Origin of the sequence: Corynebacterium sp. CNCTC7651 (genome assembly GCF_021496665.1) — a bacterium.
GTDB lineage: Bacteria > Actinomycetota > Actinomycetes > Mycobacteriales > Mycobacteriaceae > Corynebacterium.
The window spans coordinates 1,309,655-1,326,707 of sequence record NZ_CP071246.1 but is presented as its reverse complement, the minus strand read 5'-3'; the positions used below and the strand labels follow the sequence as shown (position 1 = coordinate 1,326,707).

The window sequence follows — 17,053 nt, the reverse complement described above, 5'->3', positions numbered from 1 at the left end:
ACCCCTTTTTTCCTTCTGTACTTCTTACAAATCCAGTCTGGAGCCTTTTATGAATAACCTCCTGCGGCTGATTGGGCGACGGCTTGTGGCATTGCCGATCATGGTGATCGGCGTGACATTCCTCGTCTTTGTCCTGATGAAGCTTTCGCCGATCGACCCCGCCTACTCAGCGTTGGGTGATTCGGCTACCCCAGCTCAGCTCGAGGCGTACCGCGAATCGCACGGTTTGAATGAACCTTGGTACGTCCAGTTTGGAAGCTACTTAGCCGGCATGGTCCAAGGCGACCTCGGCACCTATGGCCAAAACAACGCCTCCGTTTCGGAAAAGGTGTTTAGTGCACTGCCGGTGACGCTACAGCTGACTTTCCTGGGCCTAATCATCGCGGTATTGGTTGCGTTGCCTCTGGGCATCTTGGCAGCTCTCTACCGCGACACCTGGGTTGACCAGGTCATCCGCATCTTCTCCGTCATCTGCATCGCAATGCCGTCCTTCTGGCTTGCGATCCTCTTGGTGCTCGCTTTCATCGGCAAGCTCCCAGTGGCGGGACCGCTGCCTTCCATCACCGTAGATTTCGGGGGCTGGCTCCAGCGCATGTTGCTGCCGTCGATTGCGCTGGCGACGCCGGTCATCGGCCAGCTGACCCGCGTGATTCGCACGTCCATGGTGGAAGAGCTTGACCGGGATTACGTCCGCACCGCGCTCGGTGCTGGTATTCCGAAATCCGTTGTCATTTCGCGAAACGTGCTGCGAAATGCCCTGATTACTCCGGTCACCGTCCTGGGTCTGCGTGTGGGCTATCTCATGGGAGGCGCCGTGGTCATTGAGATCATCTTCTCCTTGCCAGGTATGGGCCGAGTGCTTATCGACGGCATCTCCATGAACTGGGTGCAGGTGGTTCAGGGTGCGACCCTGACCGTGGCTGTGGCGTTCATCATCATCAATATCATCGTTGATCTGCTCTACATTGCGATCAACCCGAGAATCAGGGCGGTGTAAGTCTGATGAGAAACGAACTCGCTACCAAGCTTTCCCAGCCCGGCCGCAAGCGCTTGGGCGGCTGGACGCGCATGCGCACCGGGTCCAAGATCTCGCTGATCGTGCTGTCGCTTATCGCACTTGCCGCGATCTTCGCGCCGCTTCTGGCGCCGCACGACCCCACGGCGATTGACCTCAAGGGTCAAGCACCTAACGGTGAGTTTTGGTTCGGCACCGACAACCTCGGCCGTGATGTCTTCTCCCGTGTTCTCTATGGCGGGCGTTACTCGCTTACCGTGGGGTTGTTGGCCACCCTCACGGCGTTGGTTATCGGTTCGATTTTCGGCTCGATTGCCGCAGTATCTAACCGATGGGTCTCCGAAATCATCATGCGCATCATGGACATCATCATGTCCGTGCCGGGCATCGCGCTGGTTGCTGTGACTGTGGTGGTGTTCCGTGATCCGCAGCGTCCGATGTACATGCTGGGCGTAATCATCATGTCTATCGCTTTCGTCTACATCCCGCAGATCACCCGTATCGTGCGTGCGAACGTGCTCTCCGAATACGGGGAGGACTACGTCAATGCTGTGGTTGTCTCCGGCGCGAAAGCACCGTGGATCTTGATCCGCCACGTGGCTCGCAACTGTGCTGCACCGGTGCTTGTGTTCGCCACCGTCCTTGTCGCCGATGCCATCATCCTGGAGGCCTCGCTGACATTCATCGGCGCAGGTCTGCAAGAACCGATTCCGACGTGGGGCAACATCCTTTCTTCCGCACAGCAGGGTGTCCTTCGAGGCGAGTGGTGGCAGGCTCTCTTCCCGGGTCTGATGATCATGATTACTGTTCTGTGCCTCAACATTCTGTCCGAGGGCATCACGGACGCCATGGTTGCAGCCCCGCGCGGGCCACGCGTCAACGATGACGATGTTGCTGCCAACCGTGAAGCGGACAGGCTCCTCACTGACCCGGTGCGTGCCCACAAGGCGCAGCACGAGTCCCTGGTCGCTCGCCTGGACGCACTGGATTCTGTCGAGCGGCAACGTACGGACCGCTACCACCCGGCTGGGGACACTCAGCCGTTGTTGGAGGTACGCGATCTGTGCATCTCGTTCCCCCGTCACGGAGACGTGAACGTCGTGGACCACGTGAGCTACGGCGTTGCTCCGGGCGAAACCATGGGCCTAGTTGGCGAGTCCGGATGTGGTAAGTCCATTTCTTCGCTCGCCATCATGGGGCTGCTGGACCCGGCAGCAACAATTAGCGGTGAGATCCTGTACCAAGGCGAAGACTTGCTGAAGAAGTCGCCGGAGGAGCGTCGCGCTCTGCTCGGCAATGAGATTGCGATGGTGTACCAGGACGCACTGTCTGCACTCAACCCGTCAATGCTCATTCGCTCGCAGCTAAAGCAGCTGACCAAGCGTGGAGGCACCCGCACCGCGGAAGAGTTGTTGGAGCTGGTCGGCCTGGATCCGAAGCGTACGCTCGAGTCCTACCCGCACGAACTTTCCGGTGGTCAGCGTCAGCGCGTGTTGATCGCGATGGCGCTGACGCGAGACCCGAAGCTGATCATTGCAGACGAGCCGACGACAGCCCTGGATGTCACGGTGCAGAAGCAGGTGATTGACCTTATCAAGGACCTGCAGGAGAAGCTTGGTTTCGCCATGGTCTTTGTATCCCACGACCTGGCGCTGGTTGCTGAGGTAGCCCACTCGATCACGGTGATGTACGCCGGTCAGGTCGTCGAACAGGGCAGCACCACCGAGATCCTCACCGACCCGCGTCACGAATACACCCGAGGTCTACTGGGCGCAGTGCTTTCCATCGAAGCCGGTGAAGGTCGCCTCCACCAGGTTCCGGGCTCGGTGCCATCCCCAGCCGAATTCCCGACAGGCGACCGCTTTGCCCCGCGTTCCTCCCACCCGTCAGTTGGTCTGGAAACCCCGACTGTTATGCGCAACGTCGCAGGCACCTTCCACCGCTATGCCGATCTGCCTGATGAGCTGAAGTACGCCGCAGAACTGGAGAAGCGAGGTGAACTGCCCGATGGCATCAAGACTGATGCCGAGTTCGCTGAGCTGGGCAGGACCCACACCACCACCCACACCGAAGGAGGCCAGCGATGACAACCGCGATTTCAGCGACAACTGCTGACATAGCAGCGACACCCATCATTGAGCTAGATGATGTTCACGTGCGGTTCAAGTCCCGTACCGGGCCGATTTTCAAACCCAACTGGGTACAGGCGGTTAATGGTGTCTCGCTGCAACTGATGCCGGGGGAGACCATCGGCATCGTGGGCGAGTCCGGCTGTGGCAAGTCCACTACGGCCAACGTTATGTGCGGTCTGCAGAGCCCTACCGAAGGCCGCGTGCTGTTCAAGGGTGAAGACTTCACGAAACGCACAGCTGCCGACCGCCGAAAGATGGGCCGCGTGGTGTCTGTGGTCTTCCAAGATCCGGCGACGGCGCTCAACGCCCGCATGACAGTGAAGGAACAACTCCTCGACCCACTTAAGGTGCATGATGTCGGTTCGGAAGCTGACCGTGATGCACGGGTGAAGGAATTGATCGGCCTCGTCGGCCTGCCGGCATCCGCGCTCGACGCGCTTCCGGGTCAGCTCTCCGGCGGTCAGCGTCAGCGTGTGGCGATCGCTCGCGCCCTAGCGCTGGAGCCGGATGCGATCATTGCTGACGAGCCCACGTCCGCGCTCGACGTTTCTGTCCGTGCCCAGATTCTCAACTTGCTCACCGACTTGAAAGAAAACCTTGGCCTGTCGATGGTCTTCATCAGCCATGACATCCAAACCGTCAGGTACATCTCTGATCGGATTTGTGTGATGTACAAGGGCCAGATTGTGGAGCAGGGGACGGTGGACGAAGTCTTCCACAACCCCACGAACGACTACACCAAGTCCCTCCTCGGCGCAGCTCCGTCTTTGCTGCATCCCTCGCTGTAGAGAAACTCAAGAGAAAGAAGCATTCATGACTATCAACTTTGAGGGTGTCATCCCTCCCGTTGTTCTCGCTCGTCATGACGACGGCAGCCTCGACCTTGCGTCCTACTCCCGCAACCTTGAACGCTTAATCGCCGCTGATGTCCACGGATTGTTCGTCCTTGGTTCCTCCGGCGAGGGCGCTTTCTGCACCTTGGCTGAACGCGAGGAAATCCTCGCGGCTACTCGAGACACCGTTGCGGGCCGGGTGCCAGTCATGGTCGGCTGCATCGACATGCAGACTGCCCGCGTTATCGAGATGGTCAAGCAAGCAGAGCGATACGACGCTGACGCGGTCGTGGCGACCGCCCCGTTCTACGCCCTCGGTGGAGCCCCGCAGGTAGAGAACCACTTCCGCCTCATCAACGCGGCCACCGAGCTGCCTCTGTTCGCTTACGACATTCCGGTCTGCGTGCACTCGAAGCTGACGAACGACATGCTGATCAAGCTGGGGCATGAGGGCGTCCTGGCAGGTTTGAAGGATTCTTCGGGTGATGACGTTTCCTTCCGCCTCCTTGCGATTCAGAACCGCGAGGCAGGCAGCCCTCTGAAGCTGTTCACTGGGCACGAGGTCGTCGTGGATGGCGCGTACCTTTCCGGTGCGGATGGCAGTGTTCCGGGCCTAGCCAACGTGGACCCGGAGGGCTACATGCGCCAATGGGAGGCGTATCAGAAGGGTGACTGGGACACCGTCGCCGAGGAACAGAACCGTTTGGCAAAACTGATGTTGATTGCGCACCAGGCGAAATCGGTGAGCGGTTTCGGCGCTGGTGTCGGCAGCTTCAAGGTGGCTCTGAAGCTCCTCGGTGTGTTTGAGTCCGACAAGATGCCCACGCCGGTTCCTCAAATGACAGCCGACGAGGTTGAGCTCATTCGAGCTGTGTTGGTGGAGGCAGGCCTCCTCTAGTGCATAATTGCTCTCCGTGACAAACGCGAGTAACACACACAGCACAGTAGGCACCGCGAGCACGGAGAGCGGGTTCGGTTGGACCCTGCACGGTGACGGCCGCCACGTACGCCCCGGCGCAGTTGTCGCCCCAGACGAGCGGCTTTCATGGCCGCGCACCATCGGCATCGGAATGCAGCACGTTGTTGCCATGTTCGGCGCAACCCTGCTCGTGCCCACCCTGACCGGGTTCCCGGTGAACACAACCCTGCTGTTCTCCGGCCTGGGCACCATCATTTTCCTCCTGATCACGCGCAACAAGCTGCCCAGTTACCTGGGCAGCTCCTTCGCCTTCATCGCGCCGCTTACGGCATCGCAGCAATACGGCGTGGGCGCACAGCTGGGCGGTGTGTTGCTGACAGGTCTGGCGCTCATCGCGGTGGGCGCGTTGGTCCAGGTCGCGGGCAAGCGCGTTATCGACGCGGTGATGCCGCCGGTGGTCACCGGCGCAATCGTGGCGTTGATCGGCTTCAACCTCGCGCCAACGGCGGTGGCGAACGTGCAGACCCAGCCGGGGGTTGCCGGTGTCACGCTGGTGACCATCGTGCTGATCACTGTTGCCACCCGTGGCATGGCATCGCGCCTGAGCATCCTCATCGGCGTGGTTGTCGGCTGGGTCTTCGCTGCGCTCACGGGCGGGCTGGCCGATGACGCGCTGGACACCATCGGTGCCGCGCCGTGGGTTGGCCTGCCGCAGTTCCACACCCCGGAGTTCCACCTATCCGCAATTCTGGTCACGCTGCCGGTGCTGGTCGTGCTCATCGCGGAGAACGTCGGCCACGTCAAGGCTGTGTCCGAGATGACTGGCCGGGACCTTGACCACATGCAGGGCCGCGCTCTGATCGGCGACGGTATTGCAACGACGCTGGCTGGCGGCTTCGGCGGCTCCGGCACGACCACGTACGCCGAAAACATCGGTGTGATGGCGGCCACAAAAGTGTACTCGACGGCAGCGTACTGGGTTGCGGCGGTCTTCGCCATGATTCTGGCGTTCATCCCCAAATTCGGTGCCGTCATCTTCACCATTCCCGCGGGTGTGCTGGGCGGCGCTTGCCTGGTGCTCTACGGCCTCATTGGCATGCTGGGCGTGCGCATCTGGCAGGACAACAAGGTGGATTTCACCGATCCGGTCAACCTCACCGCGGCTGCGGTGGCGCTCATCGTCGGCATCGGCAACCTCACCCTCGCAGTGGGTCCGGTCACCCTCGAAGGCATCGCGCTCGGCTCGGTGGGCATCATCCTGATCTACCCGATCATGCGCTGGCTCTACGACACGGTGGGTGAGGGCAAATACGCCTCAAGATTCGCCGTCGAAAAGCGTGAGCCCGAAAACGTGACTGACCCCCACACCTTCGGTTAAGAAGGCGAAGGGGCCAGCTCGGGCGAGGGGGATTACTCCGCGTCGAGGTTCTTCTCGATGAGCGCCGCGATTTGCTCCACTGCCTCAGCGTTGTCGGAGGTCACGGTGACCTCGTCGCCGAACTCTGCGCCCATTGCCATGATCATGAGGGAGGAAGCGGCATCGGTCTCATCATCGTCATCGCCGCCGACGAGGGTGAGGATGATCTCATCATCGAACTCACCAGCAGCGTCCGCGATAACAGTTGCCGGGCGGGCGTGCAGGCCGACGGTGGAACCAACCTTGACGGTCTTGGAAGCCATGAATGTGTCCTTTCGATAAGTGGTTATAACTTGTGTTAAGTGTAGGTCCGTTGCGGCCTAGCTCGCCACAACCTCGGCGGGTAGCAAACTACCAAAAACGGGTATCGTGCAGTCATGGCTAAGAACACGTCAATCTCACTGGGCAATCATTTCGATTCGTTTGTTGCCCAGCAGGTGTCAACGGGCAGATACGCCACCGCAAGTGAGGTAGTTAGGGCGGGGTTGCGTCTGCTTGAGGATAGCGAACTGCGCTTGGGAACTCTTCGGGCTGAGCTTGAGAAGGGGAATCGCAGCGCCACCGTCGAGGATTTCGATTTCGATGAGTTCCTCGTTGATGTAAGGCGCAGCCATGAGTTTCCGGCTTAAAGAGGAAGCCGTCCAAGACCTCCGGGAGATTTGGACCTACTCCGCAGACAACTGGGGCGCGGATCAAGCCGACAACTACATTAGAGCGATTGAGGGAACGATCCGAGAGGTTGCAAAGAACCCGGAAAAGGGGAAATCAACTCCCCTCCTTCCGGGATTCAACTGGCTATCGGTGAGGCGACACGTCATTTTTTACGGCCAAGATGAGGAAGGGGTGGTCATAGTTCGCATTCTGCACCAACGGATGGACCCCTCGCTGCACCTTTAGCTCGCCACAACCTCGGCGGGCGCAGCCTGCTCCGCAAGCGATGCCTCGGCAGCCTTCTCAATCTCGCGGTTGGGCCAGAACTGCTTGATCAGGATGACGGCTGCGGTTGCAACTGCGACACCTGCGGCAAGCGCGATCAGCATGCCCCACCACGGCTCGTAGGCGAAGATCACGAACAGGCCGCCGTGCGGGGCCTGGCAGCCCACGCCGAGAGCCATAGATACAGCACCTGCCGTGGCGCCGCCAAGCATCATCGCGGGGATCACGCGGAACGGGTCAGCCGCAGCGAACGGGATCGCGCCCTCGGAGACGAAGGAGAGGCCGAGCAGCCACGCGGACTTGCCGTTCTCCTGCTCCGCCGGGGTGAAGAGATTCTTGCGCAGGAAGGTGGCGATGGACAGCGCGATCGGCGGCACCATGCCGGAAATCATCACGGCTGCCATGATCTGGAAGCTCGCCTCCGTACCCGCGGACAGGCCGGCGGTACCGAAGAGGTACGCAGCCTTGTTCACGGGGCCGCCGAGGTCGAAGCACATCATCAGGCCGATGATCACGCCCAGCAGCACAGCAGAAGAGCCGGACATCGACTCGAGCCAGCCGGTGAGCCCGTTCATGATGCCCTCCAGCGGGCGACCCAGCAGCAGGAACATCAGCACGCCGATGATCAGCGAGGTCAGCAGCGGAATGATGACCACCGGCATGAGGGAGCCGAGCCAGCGCGGCACATTCCAGGTCTGAATCCAGTAGGCGATCAGGCCCGCGAGGATACCGGTGACCAGGCCGCCGATGAATCCGGCGCCGACCATGACGGAGATCGCGCCGCCGATGAAGCCCGGCGCAATACCCGGCCTGCCGGCCAGGCCGTAGCCGATGTAGCCGGACAGCGCCGGGACCACGAAGTTCATGCCCATCTGGCCGGTGGCAAAGAGCACCGCGCCGAGGTACAGTGCCCATCCGGAGCGGGTGAAGGTCATCGACTCGCCGTCGATAAGCACCTCCTGCCCGGGCAGGTTCGTGGGGGAGAACTGCGTGACCAGCGCCTGCCAGCCGTTCGCCATGTCGTAGCCGCCGATGAGGAAGCCGAGGGCGAGCAGCAGGCCGCCGGCGGCGACGAACGGCACCATGTAGCTCACGCCCGTCATCACAGCCTGCTGGAGTCGCTTGGGCCAGCTCTCGCCGGTCGCGGCGGTGGCGTCCTCGCCGCCGGAAGCGCTCGCGGCAGCGACGCGCGGGGCGTTCGGATCCTTCGCGGCGCGAATCGCTTCATTGATCATCGCGTCCGGCTCGTTCACGCCGCGCTTGACCGGGCTATCCACCACCGGCTTGCCCGCGAAACGCGCCTTATCCCGAATTGCCACGTCGTGGGCGAAGATCACGGCATCCGCCGAGTCGATGAAGCTCTGCTCAAGGCGGTCACCGCCGGAGGAACCCTGAGGCTCCACGATCAGCTCCACGTCGCCCCGCTTCTCCGCAGCCTGCGTGAGTGCGTCTGCAGCCATGTAGGTGTGCGCGATACCAGTTGCACACGAGGTCACCGCGGCGATGCGCAGCTTGGGCTTTTCGCTTGACGACGCTTCCTTGACCGCCGTCGAGCCCGCAGCCGGTGCCGCAGCTGCAGCACCAGAAGCAGCAGCCGCCTTCTTCTTCGGCTCCGCGTTGACAACTGCCAGGACCGCGTCGACGATCTCCTGCTCGGTCTTTGCCTGGCGCAGAGTTTCTACAAAGTCTCCCTTCACCAGCGCGCGGGCCAGCTTGGAGAGGATCTTCAGGTGCTCCTTGCCACCGCCTTCCGGCGCGGCAATCAGGAACACGAGTTCTGCGTCGCCGTCCGGACCGGAGAAATCGACCGGGTTGCTCAGGCGAGCGAATGCCAGAGTTGGCACCTCGACCGCGGCGGTGCGGCAGTGGGGGATGGCAACTCGGCCGTTGACACCGGTGCCTGCTTTGGCCTCGCGGGCAGCCGCGGCCTCAGCCAGTTGCGTCGCATCCGTAGCGCGTCCCGCGCCAACGACAAGGTTGGCCAGGTGGTCAATCACCTCGCGCGGGGTTGCGCCGAAGTCGACATCGAGTCCGACCAACGACGGGGTAATTAATGCATCTTGCATGGGAAATGTCCTCAGATGGTGGGGTTACAGCGTGATAACGGAAGTGTGGGCAAGATCGAGCTCGTCCGGGGAGGGGATGCCGGTACCGGGAAGTGCCGCGGCGGCGGATCCGTATGCAACTGCGCGCTGCAGCCGGGCCGCCGGGTCTTCGCCTTGGACGCGGGCCATGATGTAGCCGGCAAGGGAGCTGTCTCCCGCTCCGACGGTGGAGCGCACCGTAATCGGAGGCGGTGTTGCGGCCCATGCGCCGTCTGCGGTAACAAGGCATGCGCCAGCGCCGCCGAGCGTGACCAGCACCTCGCTTACGCCGTACGAGACGAGCTGGCGGGCAGCGCTCACCACGGGAGTGAAATCGCCCGCGGCGGCCTGGGCTTCGAGGGTGTGCCCGTCCGCACCGGTCAGCTGGCCGAGCTCGAATGCGTTTGGTTTAAGCACGTCGGGGCAGCAGTTACCTGCTCCTTCAGCGTTGGCGGCGTCGCTGATGCGTTGGCCCAGGGCGACGAGCGGGGCGTCCGAAGTATCCACGGCGATCACCGCGTCGGTCACCTCCCGCAGCGCCGCAACGACGTTCGCGTAAAAATCGGTCGGGGCACCCGGGGGAAGCGAGCCAGCAAGCACGAGTGCGCTGGCATCAGCAGCGTGTGCGACCACCGCGGCGGTGAGCGCTTCCACTTCCTCCGCAGAAAGCGTGGGGCCAGCTTCGTTGATCTTGGTGGTGGTGCCATCCTCCTCGGTCACGGCTGTGTTGGTCCGCACGGTTCCGCCGACGCGCACGGGCATGAAGTTCACGCCTAGCGCACCCACGGCGAGTTCGAATGGGTCCGGCGTGCCGCACGGGGCAACCGCAACGGTATCAAGGCCCGCTTTAGCAATGGCGTGGGAAACGTTGATGCCTTTCCCTCCGGCCTCGCGGTGCGCTGCCGTCGCACGAGCTACCTCGCCGTGAACGAGGTGTGGTACGCGGAGGGTGGCATCGATACTTGGGTTTGGGGTGAGGGTGACAATCATGCCCTGCATCCCTCCGATTGAGTGGTCATACTCTCAATAATGCCCGACTGTGTCTGATCGGGCAATCAAAAACAGAAAATGATGTCCGAACTCACATGCGCGTTGTTAGTCCGCGGCGAGAATGACCTCGATCCCGCGATCCTCCAGCGCCTGGATGAGAGATTCCGGCGCACCCCCGTCTGTGATGACAACGTCGATCGCGTCCAGCGGGGCAAAGCTCACTAGATAATCGTTGCCCAATTTCGTGGAATCGCACAGCACCACCACCTTGCGGGCGTTGGTGACCATGGAGGATTTCACGGCAGCCTCGTGCGCGTCGGCGGTGGACAGTCCGTGGTCTATGGTCAGCGCGTTAGTGCCTATGAATGCCACTTCCGCCCGCATGAGTGCCAGTGTTCTCAGCGCCGTGTCTCCCACAACCGCCTGGGTAATCGCGCGGACGGTTCCGCCAAGGAGCTGCACGTTGGTGAGGCCGGCGGTCGAGAGATCCAGCGCGATGGGCAGGGAGTTGGTAACGATGGACCATGTCTCTGCACCCGGTTGTGTCGCAATCAAGTGTGCCAAGCCGTTGATGGTGGTGCCCGAGTCGAGGAAGATGCCGCCACCTGGCTGCGCGGGCAGGAACCGTAGCGAAACTCCGTGGTGAGGAAGGATTGTGTCGCCACAGCGCCGCCGTGCACGCGCTGCACAATGCCTTCGTCGTTCAGCACCGCGAGATCGCGGCGGATTGTCTCTGCGGTAACGTCGAATTTCTGCGCCAGTTCGGTCACGTTCACGCGCCCCTCCACTGCGGTCAGCGAGGCGATCTGGCGGCGGCGCTCCTCTGCGTACATGCAGTCATCATCGCAGATCCGACATGCCCGCATCCGTGGGGTTATGCCCGTTTCCCCCGTTTGTGGGGGCGCTGCGTGCCGACGACCGTTCTACAGCGAGCGGAAAACGGACACCACAAGACCCATAATCTCCGCGTCATCGCCCTTGATAGGTGCGAAGGCGTCGTTGCGGGGCATGAGCCACACGCCGGAAGAGTCCTTGTGGAAGACCTTCGCCGTTGCCTCCCCGTCGATGAGCGCGGCCACGATCTGCCCCTCTTCTGCGACAGGCTGTGAGCGAACCACAAGCCAATCTCCGTCCAGGATGGCGGCATCAACCATCGATTCGCCGACAACGCGAACCATGAACAGGTCACCGTCGCTCATAAGCTCGGCCGGCATGGGGTAGTAGGCTTCCACGTTCTCTTCGGCCAAGATGGGCGCACCCGCGGCAATCTGGCCGACCACCGGGATGAAGCGCGGCTGTGCGGCATCCTCGGGTGCGTCTGTAGAAGCAGGCTGGCTCGCCGGCTTGCGCTTCGGTTTCGCGGCCGTGTCCGGCAGGTGGCGGAGGTCTACCGCGCGCGGCTTGTTGGGGTCGCGCCGAAGGAACCCCTTCTTCTCCAGCTCCTTGAGCTGATACGCCACTGACGAAGTTGATTGCAGTCCAGCGGCATCGCCAATCTCGCGAATGCTCGGCGGGTAGCCGCGCAGTACAACTGCGTCCTGGATGACCTCGAGGATGCGGCGCTGCCGGTCCGTCAGCGTGCTCATATCAAGGCTGTTGGGGTCGATCTTCTTCCGGGCCATCGTGTCTCCTCGCTACTCCGTGTTCACCGTACCGTGCCCCAACCTATCACGGAGGGCAAGTGTGTTCGATCATTTCCGTTCCGGGCTGGACAGTGTCGAGCGGGAGTGCTATAAATCGAACACGTTAGCGTAAATCGAACATACGAGCGCCTGCGGTGCCCTGGAGGTTGGGGGCGCTTCGTACGCTCTGGGTAGTCAACGAGAGGAGATCACCATGACCATCGCAATCCGCCCCGTCACCCGTACCACCGTAGGTAATGGTGCCGCAGGAACAACAAGCACTGCTGCGGAGGTGTGGGATATCCCTGCCGCGCAGCACTGCACAGGCGCAGGGGTGGCTGTTCGCCAACTCGGGGCCACTACTCGAACGCATGAACGCGGTGCCGGCCGCGGCCAGGTATCGTCCGCACCGCGGGGTTCTGCGTTCGAATCCGCCCGCGAACGCCGGGACAACATTATGCTCGGCGCCCTCTTTACTGCCGCACTTCTGGTCGGATCCGCATTCGGCGGCGTGTTCAGCTCAGCGGAAGCACCCATCGCAGGCAGCCAGGGCGGCACCGCAGCCAGCAGTGCCACGGAATTCGCAAGCGCACAGGCGCGCTAGGGGGCGGTACCAGGGGGTTAGACCAGGGCGGCGGTAGACTGGCGCCACTTAAAAACATCCGCCGCATGAGATGGGGTGCCAAACCGTGTATTGCCCGTTCTGCCATCATGAACACTCCCGCGTGACCGACTCGCGCGCCGTTGAAGGGGGAGCAGCGATCCGCAGGCGCCGGGAGTGCACCGAGTGCGGGGGCAGGTTCACTACCGTCGAGAAGGCGGTGCTGACCGTTGTCAAACGCAACGGCGTGAGTGAACCGTTTGACAGAGATAAGCTCATCTCCGGTGTGCGCCGGGCGTGCCAGGGCCGAGATGTGTCGGATGATTCCCTGAAGCGCCTCGCCCAGCAGGTCGAGGAGACGGTGCGCGCGCAGGGCAGCTCTCAGGTGCCCGCAAACGACATCGGCCTCGCGGTGCTGGAGCCGCTCCGCGCGCTGGACGAGGTCGCGTATCTGCGTTTCGCCTCCGTCTACAAATCTTTCGAAAGCGCAGACGACTTCGAATCCGAAATCCGCCTCATGCGCCGCCGCGACCGGGAAGATTTCTAGCGCCAGCCACGCCCTAACCGCCTACTTCAGTTTGTCCGCCAGCTTCTCAATACGCCGCTGACTCACCGGCTGCGGAGTACCAAGACGCTGGGCGAACAAGCTCACGCGCAGTTCCTCGATGCGCCACAGGATGTCCTTGTACGCGCGGGACTTCCTCCGGTTCGCAGGCAGCTTCTGCATCCGCGCTTCAAGGTAGCGCTTAGCATCATCCACCACCGCTTGGCGGTCCGCATCCCTGTCCGGATCTAGGCGCATATCCTCCAACCGGATCCGCATCGCCTCGATGTAGCGGGGGAGATGCTGCAGGTGCTGCGCACCGTGGATTGTCACCGCGTGCTTGGGCAGGAAGAAGCGCAGTTGAGCCTTCATGTCCTCGATCGCAGGGCCGTCCCACTGCTCCAACTCCTTCGCCATGTTGGCGTACTCCACCAGCGCGGGAGCCAGGCCCACCACAATGCGCCGCACCTCGCCGGGAACCTTCGGCTTGATCTCTTTCACCAGCGCCTCAAACTCTTCCGGGGTGCGCACAGGGCCACCGTGGGCGAGCATGAGATCACGGATCACCGCTACCCGCGCATCCTCCACCAAGCCGTCCGCGCCGCCGTGCGGGTAGTGGTCCACTGCGACCTTGTGCCGCAGCGGCAACCCCTTGGTCATCTGCGAGGTAGATACGGAGATCTCGCGAAGCAACAGTGTGAGCGTCGCCGTCGTCATCGATGCATCCGCGGCGGCCTTTGTCGGATGCACCGTCACCTTCACACCGTCCGGGGTGGCTTCCAAGGCAGGGTAGGCGTCCACCTCGTTACCCTCGATCACGGTGGTGACGGTCTCCGGCACCTCGCCCAGCGTCTCCGGCGTCCACTTCGCCACGGCCTCGGTGGCGGACGTGCGCGACGCCTTCGCCACAGAGGATTTGATCTTGCCAGCCTGGCGGCGCTTGAGTTGCCCCAGATCTTTGTCGTGGTCGATGATGGCGCCGCGGCGGTCTACCGCCGCAAACGTTACGCGCAGGTGCGCGGGCAGTGCGCTGGGGTTGAAGTCCGTTCCATCGATGCCGCTGATGCCGATGGCCTTGAGCGCGTCGGAGAGAGCGTCGACAAGCAAGAGCTCCTCGCGCTCGTCGGCGCGGTCGTTGACGTGCGGGAGGGCGCGTGCCGCGAAATCGGGCGCGGGGACCACTGTTTTCCGCAGCACCTTGGGCAAGGAGCGGATGAGCTCGGTGATCAACTCCAGGCGCAGGCCCGGCACCAGCCAGTCGAAGCCCGCGGCGTCCAGACCCGCCAACAGCGGCACAGGCACGAGCACAGTGACGCCGTCAAACGGGTCGCGGGGCTCGAACTTGTACTGCAGCTCATACTCAATGCTGCCCTGACGCCACGCGCTTGGGAACGCGTTTTCCGAGGTGTCCTGGCCGCCGTCATCCACCAGCGCCGCCGGGTCGAAATCCAGGTAGTGCTGGTCCGCGTGGCGCTGCTTCTTCCACCAGGAGTCGAAGTGGCGGGCCGTGGTCACCTCGGCGGGCAGTTTGGCGTCGTAGAAATCGAAAAGGGTGTCCTCATCCACCACCAGCCCGCGGCGGCGCACCTTTTCCTCCACGGCGGCAGCCTCTTGCATGAGCGCGTCGTTGTGCTCGATGAACAGGTGGTGGCGGTTCCAATCGCCCGCGATCAGCGCGTTGCGGATAAACATGTTGCGCGCGCCGTCCGGGTCCACGCGGTGGTAGGGCACCAGGCGGTCGCGCACAATGGTCACGCCGTAGAGCATGGTCTTCTCGTGCACCATCGCCGCCGAGCGCTTGCGGGACCACACGGGCTCTGAGTAGCTGCGGCGCAGCAGATCGCCCGCCGCCTTCTCCACCCACGCTGGCTCGATCTTGGCCACGTCGCGCGCCCACAGGCGGGAGGTTTCCACCAGTTCCGCCGCCATCACAAATTCCGGGGGGCGTTTGCTTAACGACGATCCCGGGAAGATCATGAACCGAGTCCCGCGCGCGCCCTGAAATTCCTTGGAGTTGCCGTCGCGGGCGCCGATGTTAGAAAGCAGGCCGGTGAGCAGCGATTTGTGAATGGCATCCGCATCGCGCTCGCCGACAACGTTCTCCGCGCTGGACCACCCGAGCTGCTTCTCCACGTCCCGCAGCTGCCGAACCAGGTCGTACCACTCTCGAATGCGCATGTAGTGCAGATACTCGCGCTTCATGCGTTTGCGGAAGGCGTTGCCGGAAAGCTCGTCGCGCGAGTCCTTGATGTAATCCCAGAGTTTCAGCGCGGCTAGGAAGTCGGATTCCTTGTCTTTGAACCGCGCGTGCGCCTGGTCCGCCTGCGCCTGGAACTCCAGCGGGCGCTCGCGCACGTCCTGGATGGTCATGTTGGCGACGATGACTGTCACGTCATCCAACACGCCCAGGCGGTTCGCCTCCACCAGCATGCGGGCCATCTTCGGATCCACGGGGATGCGGGCGAGGTCCCGTCCAATCGAGGTGAGGACGGGTGCCCCGTCGCGCTCCTTGTCCGAGATCGCCCCGAGTTCGTGCAGAATCAAGAGGCCATCGCGCACCGACTTCGGGTCAGGTGCCTGGATGAATGGGAACTCCGCGATGTCGCCCAGGCGCAGCGAGATCATTTGCAGGATCACGCTGGCCAGGTTGGTGCGCAGGATCTCCGGATCGGTGAATTCCGGACGCGCCTCGAAGTTCTCCTCTGAGTAGAGGCGGATTGCAATACCGTCTGCCACACGGCCCGAACGGCCCGAACGCTGGTTGGCGCTGGCCTGCGAAATCTCCTCGATAGGCAGGCGCTGCACCTTGGTGCGGGTGGAGTAGCGGGAAATGCGCGCTAGACCGGTGTCCACCACGTAGTGGATGCCGGGCACGGTGAGCGAGGTCTCGGCGATGTTGGTGGAGAGCACGATGCGCCGGCCGGAGTGCGGCGAGAACACGCGGTGCTGCTCCGCGTTGGAGAGGCGGCCGAATAGCGGGACAACTTCGACACCGCGCCAGTGCTGCTTTTCAATCGCCTCCATGCAGTCGCGGATGTCGCGCTCGGAGGCGAAGAAGCAGAGGATATCGCCTTCGCCTTCGCGCATGAGCTCTTTACAGGCGTCAACCACGCGGTCAATCATGTCCGCGTCAATTTCCTTGACCCCGTCCTTGGTTTCCACCCGCTCCACCAGCGGGCGGTAGCGGATCTCAACAGGGTAGGTGCGACCAGAAACCTCGATGATCGGGGCTGGGGTGCCGTCCTTATCTGCGAAGTGCTCGGCGAAGCGCTCTGGGTCGATGGTTGCGGAGGTGACAATCACCTTCAGATCCGGCCGCCTGGGCAGCAGCCGCTTCAGGTAGCCCAGCAGAAAGTCGATGTTCAGGCTGCGCTCGTGCGCCTCATCGATGATGATCGTGTCGTACGCGTTGAGGAAGCGGTCCCGCTGCATCTCAGCGAGCAGGATGCCGTCCGTCATCAGCTTCACCGACGTGGATTGGCTCACCTTATCGTCGAAGCGGATGGCGTAGCCCACGCTTTCGCCGATGTCCTGCCCCAGCTCATCTGCGATGCGCTCCGCCACCGTTCGGGCGGCCAACCTGCGCGGCTGCGTGTGGCCGATCATGCCGCGCCGGCCCCGGCCCAGCTCCAGCAGCATCTTCGGGATCTGCGTGGTCTTACCGGAACCGGTTTCACCTGCAATGATCACCACTTGGTGCTCCCGCATCAGCGCCATGATGTCGTCGCGCCGCGCGGACACGGGCAGCTGCTCGGGGTAGGTGATCTCCGGCACCGCAGCTTTCCGCTTTTCGACGATTGAAGCTGCCGCCTCCAAGTCCGCCGCAATCGCCTCGAGCGCGGCATCGGAATGGGCTTTCTTGAGGCGGCGGCGGAAGCGGCGTTCATCCGCAATTGTGAGGCGGTCCAGGGCGTTGTACAGCTCAGCGGCAGAGGTTGTGTTCATAGCTGACAGACGAGT

General features: G+C 62.6%; 14 protein-coding genes and 1 pseudogene. 9 read left to right on the top strand and 6 right to left on the bottom strand.

Features of this window, described 5'->3' with window-relative positions; all coding sequences use genetic code 11:
• The first annotated feature begins 49 nt into the window (after window positions 1-49).
• From JZY91_RS06420 to JZY91_RS06400, 5 genes are read left to right on the top strand one after another with little or no spacing between them, the layout of a single operon-like run.
• Window positions 50-997: an ABC transporter permease gene (locus JZY91_RS06420; protein ID WP_234947055.1), complete on the top strand. Its 948-nt coding sequence runs from the start codon at window positions 50-52 to the stop codon at window positions 995-997.
• A 5-nt stretch (window positions 998-1,002) separates the two neighbouring features.
• Complete coding sequence (locus JZY91_RS06415) at window positions 1,003-3,102, top strand: dipeptide/oligopeptide/nickel ABC transporter permease/ATP-binding protein (RefSeq protein WP_234947054.1); 2,100 nt, start codon at window positions 1,003-1,005, stop codon at window positions 3,100-3,102.
• Window positions 3,099-3,935 (top strand): ABC transporter ATP-binding protein, encoded by an 837-nt coding sequence (locus JZY91_RS06410; RefSeq protein WP_234947053.1) that lies wholly within the window; start codon window positions 3,099-3,101, stop codon window positions 3,933-3,935. The genes JZY91_RS06415 and JZY91_RS06410 overlap by 4 nt, the downstream gene beginning before the upstream one ends.
• Before the next feature lie 25 nt (window positions 3,936-3,960).
• Window positions 3,961-4,878, top strand: a complete 918-nt coding sequence (locus JZY91_RS06405) for a dihydrodipicolinate synthase family protein (protein ID WP_234947052.1) — start codon at window positions 3,961-3,963, stop codon at window positions 4,876-4,878.
• Between the two features lie 16 nt (window positions 4,879-4,894).
• Complete coding sequence (locus JZY91_RS06400) at window positions 4,895-6,277, top strand: uracil-xanthine permease family protein (protein ID WP_234947051.1); 1,383 nt, start codon at window positions 4,895-4,897, stop codon at window positions 6,275-6,277.
• A 32-nt stretch (window positions 6,278-6,309) separates the two neighbouring features.
• On the opposite strand, the gene JZY91_RS06395 is transcribed toward JZY91_RS06400, so the two are convergent.
• Window positions 6,310-6,579: an HPr family phosphocarrier protein gene (locus JZY91_RS06395; protein ID WP_234947050.1), complete on the bottom strand. Its 270-nt coding sequence runs from the start codon at window positions 6,577-6,579 to the stop codon at window positions 6,310-6,312.
• 114 nt (window positions 6,580-6,693) lie between these two features.
• On the opposite strand from JZY91_RS06395, the gene JZY91_RS06390 reads away from it, so the two are divergent.
• Window positions 6,694-6,945, top strand: coding sequence for a type II toxin-antitoxin system ParD family antitoxin (locus JZY91_RS06390; RefSeq protein ID WP_234947049.1), 252 nt, complete (start codon window positions 6,694-6,696; stop codon window positions 6,943-6,945).
• The gene (locus JZY91_RS06385; protein ID WP_234947048.1) at window positions 6,929-7,213 is read left to right on the top strand and encodes a type II toxin-antitoxin system RelE/ParE family toxin; all 285 of its coding nucleotides are present in this window, start codon (window positions 6,929-6,931) and stop codon (window positions 7,211-7,213) included. Before JZY91_RS06390 ends, JZY91_RS06385 begins: the two co-directional genes overlap by 17 nt.
• Here JZY91_RS06385 and JZY91_RS06380 read toward each other — a convergent pair.
• The 4 genes and pseudogenes from JZY91_RS06380 to lexA form a co-directional block, all read right to left on the bottom strand.
• Window positions 7,210-9,318: a fructose-specific PTS transporter subunit EIIC gene (locus JZY91_RS06380; RefSeq protein WP_234947047.1), complete on the bottom strand. Its 2,109-nt coding sequence runs from the start codon at window positions 9,316-9,318 to the stop codon at window positions 7,210-7,212. The two genes, JZY91_RS06385 and JZY91_RS06380, sit on opposite strands and share 4 nt — an antisense overlap.
• A gap of 24 nt (window positions 9,319-9,342) precedes the next feature.
• Window positions 9,343-10,326, bottom strand: coding sequence for a 1-phosphofructokinase family hexose kinase (locus tag JZY91_RS06375; RefSeq protein ID WP_234947046.1), 984 nt, complete (start codon window positions 10,324-10,326; stop codon window positions 9,343-9,345).
• A 105-nt stretch (window positions 10,327-10,431) separates the two neighbouring features.
• A pseudogene (locus JZY91_RS06370) lies at window positions 10,432-11,159 on the bottom strand (DeoR/GlpR family DNA-binding transcription regulator).
• Between the two features lie 90 nt (window positions 11,160-11,249).
• Window positions 11,250-11,948: a transcriptional repressor LexA gene (gene lexA, locus JZY91_RS06365; protein WP_234947045.1), complete on the bottom strand. Its 699-nt coding sequence runs from the start codon at window positions 11,946-11,948 to the stop codon at window positions 11,250-11,252.
• A 214-nt stretch (window positions 11,949-12,162) separates the two neighbouring features.
• Here lexA and JZY91_RS06360 point away from each other — a divergent pair, with 214 nt between their 5' ends.
• Window positions 12,163-12,552: a hypothetical protein gene (locus tag JZY91_RS06360; protein ID WP_234947044.1), complete on the top strand. Its 390-nt coding sequence runs from the start codon at window positions 12,163-12,165 to the stop codon at window positions 12,550-12,552.
• A gap of 85 nt (window positions 12,553-12,637) precedes the next feature.
• Window positions 12,638-13,096, top strand: a complete 459-nt coding sequence (nrdR, locus tag JZY91_RS06355; RefSeq protein WP_234949076.1) for a transcriptional regulator NrdR — start codon at window positions 12,638-12,640, stop codon at window positions 13,094-13,096.
• A 21-nt stretch (window positions 13,097-13,117) separates the two neighbouring features.
• Here the strand turns inward: nrdR and hrpA are convergent, their stop codons facing one another.
• Entirely contained in the window at window positions 13,118-17,038 is a 3,921-nt protein-coding gene (gene hrpA / locus JZY91_RS06350) for an ATP-dependent RNA helicase HrpA (protein ID WP_234947043.1), read from the bottom strand.
• Window positions 17,039-17,053 lie beyond the last annotated feature (15 nt).

What these genes read in the sequence shown, in the direction of transcription:
- JZY91_RS06420 (WP_234947055.1), top strand. Translation starts at nt 50, where the DNA reads ATGAATAACCTCCTGCGGCTGATTGGGCGACGGCTTGTGGCATTGCCG.
- JZY91_RS06415 (WP_234947054.1), top strand. Translation starts at nt 1,003, where the DNA reads ATGAGAAACGAACTCGCTACCAAGCTTTCCCAGCCCGGCCGCAAGCGC.
- JZY91_RS06410 (WP_234947053.1), top strand. Translation starts at nt 3,099, where the DNA reads ATGACAACCGCGATTTCAGCGACAACTGCTGACATAGCAGCGACACCC.
- JZY91_RS06405 (WP_234947052.1), top strand. Translation starts at nt 3,961, where the DNA reads ATGACTATCAACTTTGAGGGTGTCATCCCTCCCGTTGTTCTCGCTCGT.
- JZY91_RS06395 (WP_234947050.1), bottom strand. Translation starts at nt 6,579, where the DNA reads ATGGCTTCCAAGACCGTCAAGGTTGGTTCCACCGTCGGCCTGCACGCC.
- JZY91_RS06390 (WP_234947049.1), top strand. Translation starts at nt 6,694, where the DNA reads ATGGCTAAGAACACGTCAATCTCACTGGGCAATCATTTCGATTCGTTT.
- JZY91_RS06385 (WP_234947048.1), top strand. Translation starts at nt 6,929, where the DNA reads ATGAGTTTCCGGCTTAAAGAGGAAGCCGTCCAAGACCTCCGGGAGATT.
- JZY91_RS06380 (WP_234947047.1), bottom strand. Translation starts at nt 9,318, where the DNA reads ATGCAAGATGCATTAATTACCCCGTCGTTGGTCGGACTCGATGTCGAC.
- JZY91_RS06375 (WP_234947046.1), bottom strand. Translation starts at nt 10,326, where the DNA reads ATGATTGTCACCCTCACCCCAAACCCAAGTATCGATGCCACCCTCCGC.
- lexA (WP_234947045.1), bottom strand. Translation starts at nt 11,948, where the DNA reads ATGGCCCGGAAGAAGATCGACCCCAACAGCCTTGATATGAGCACGCTG.
- JZY91_RS06360 (WP_234947044.1), top strand. Translation starts at nt 12,163, where the DNA reads ATGACCATCGCAATCCGCCCCGTCACCCGTACCACCGTAGGTAATGGT.
- hrpA (WP_234947043.1), bottom strand. Translation starts at nt 17,038, where the DNA reads ATGAACACAACCTCTGCCGCTGAGCTGTACAACGCCCTGGACCGCCTC.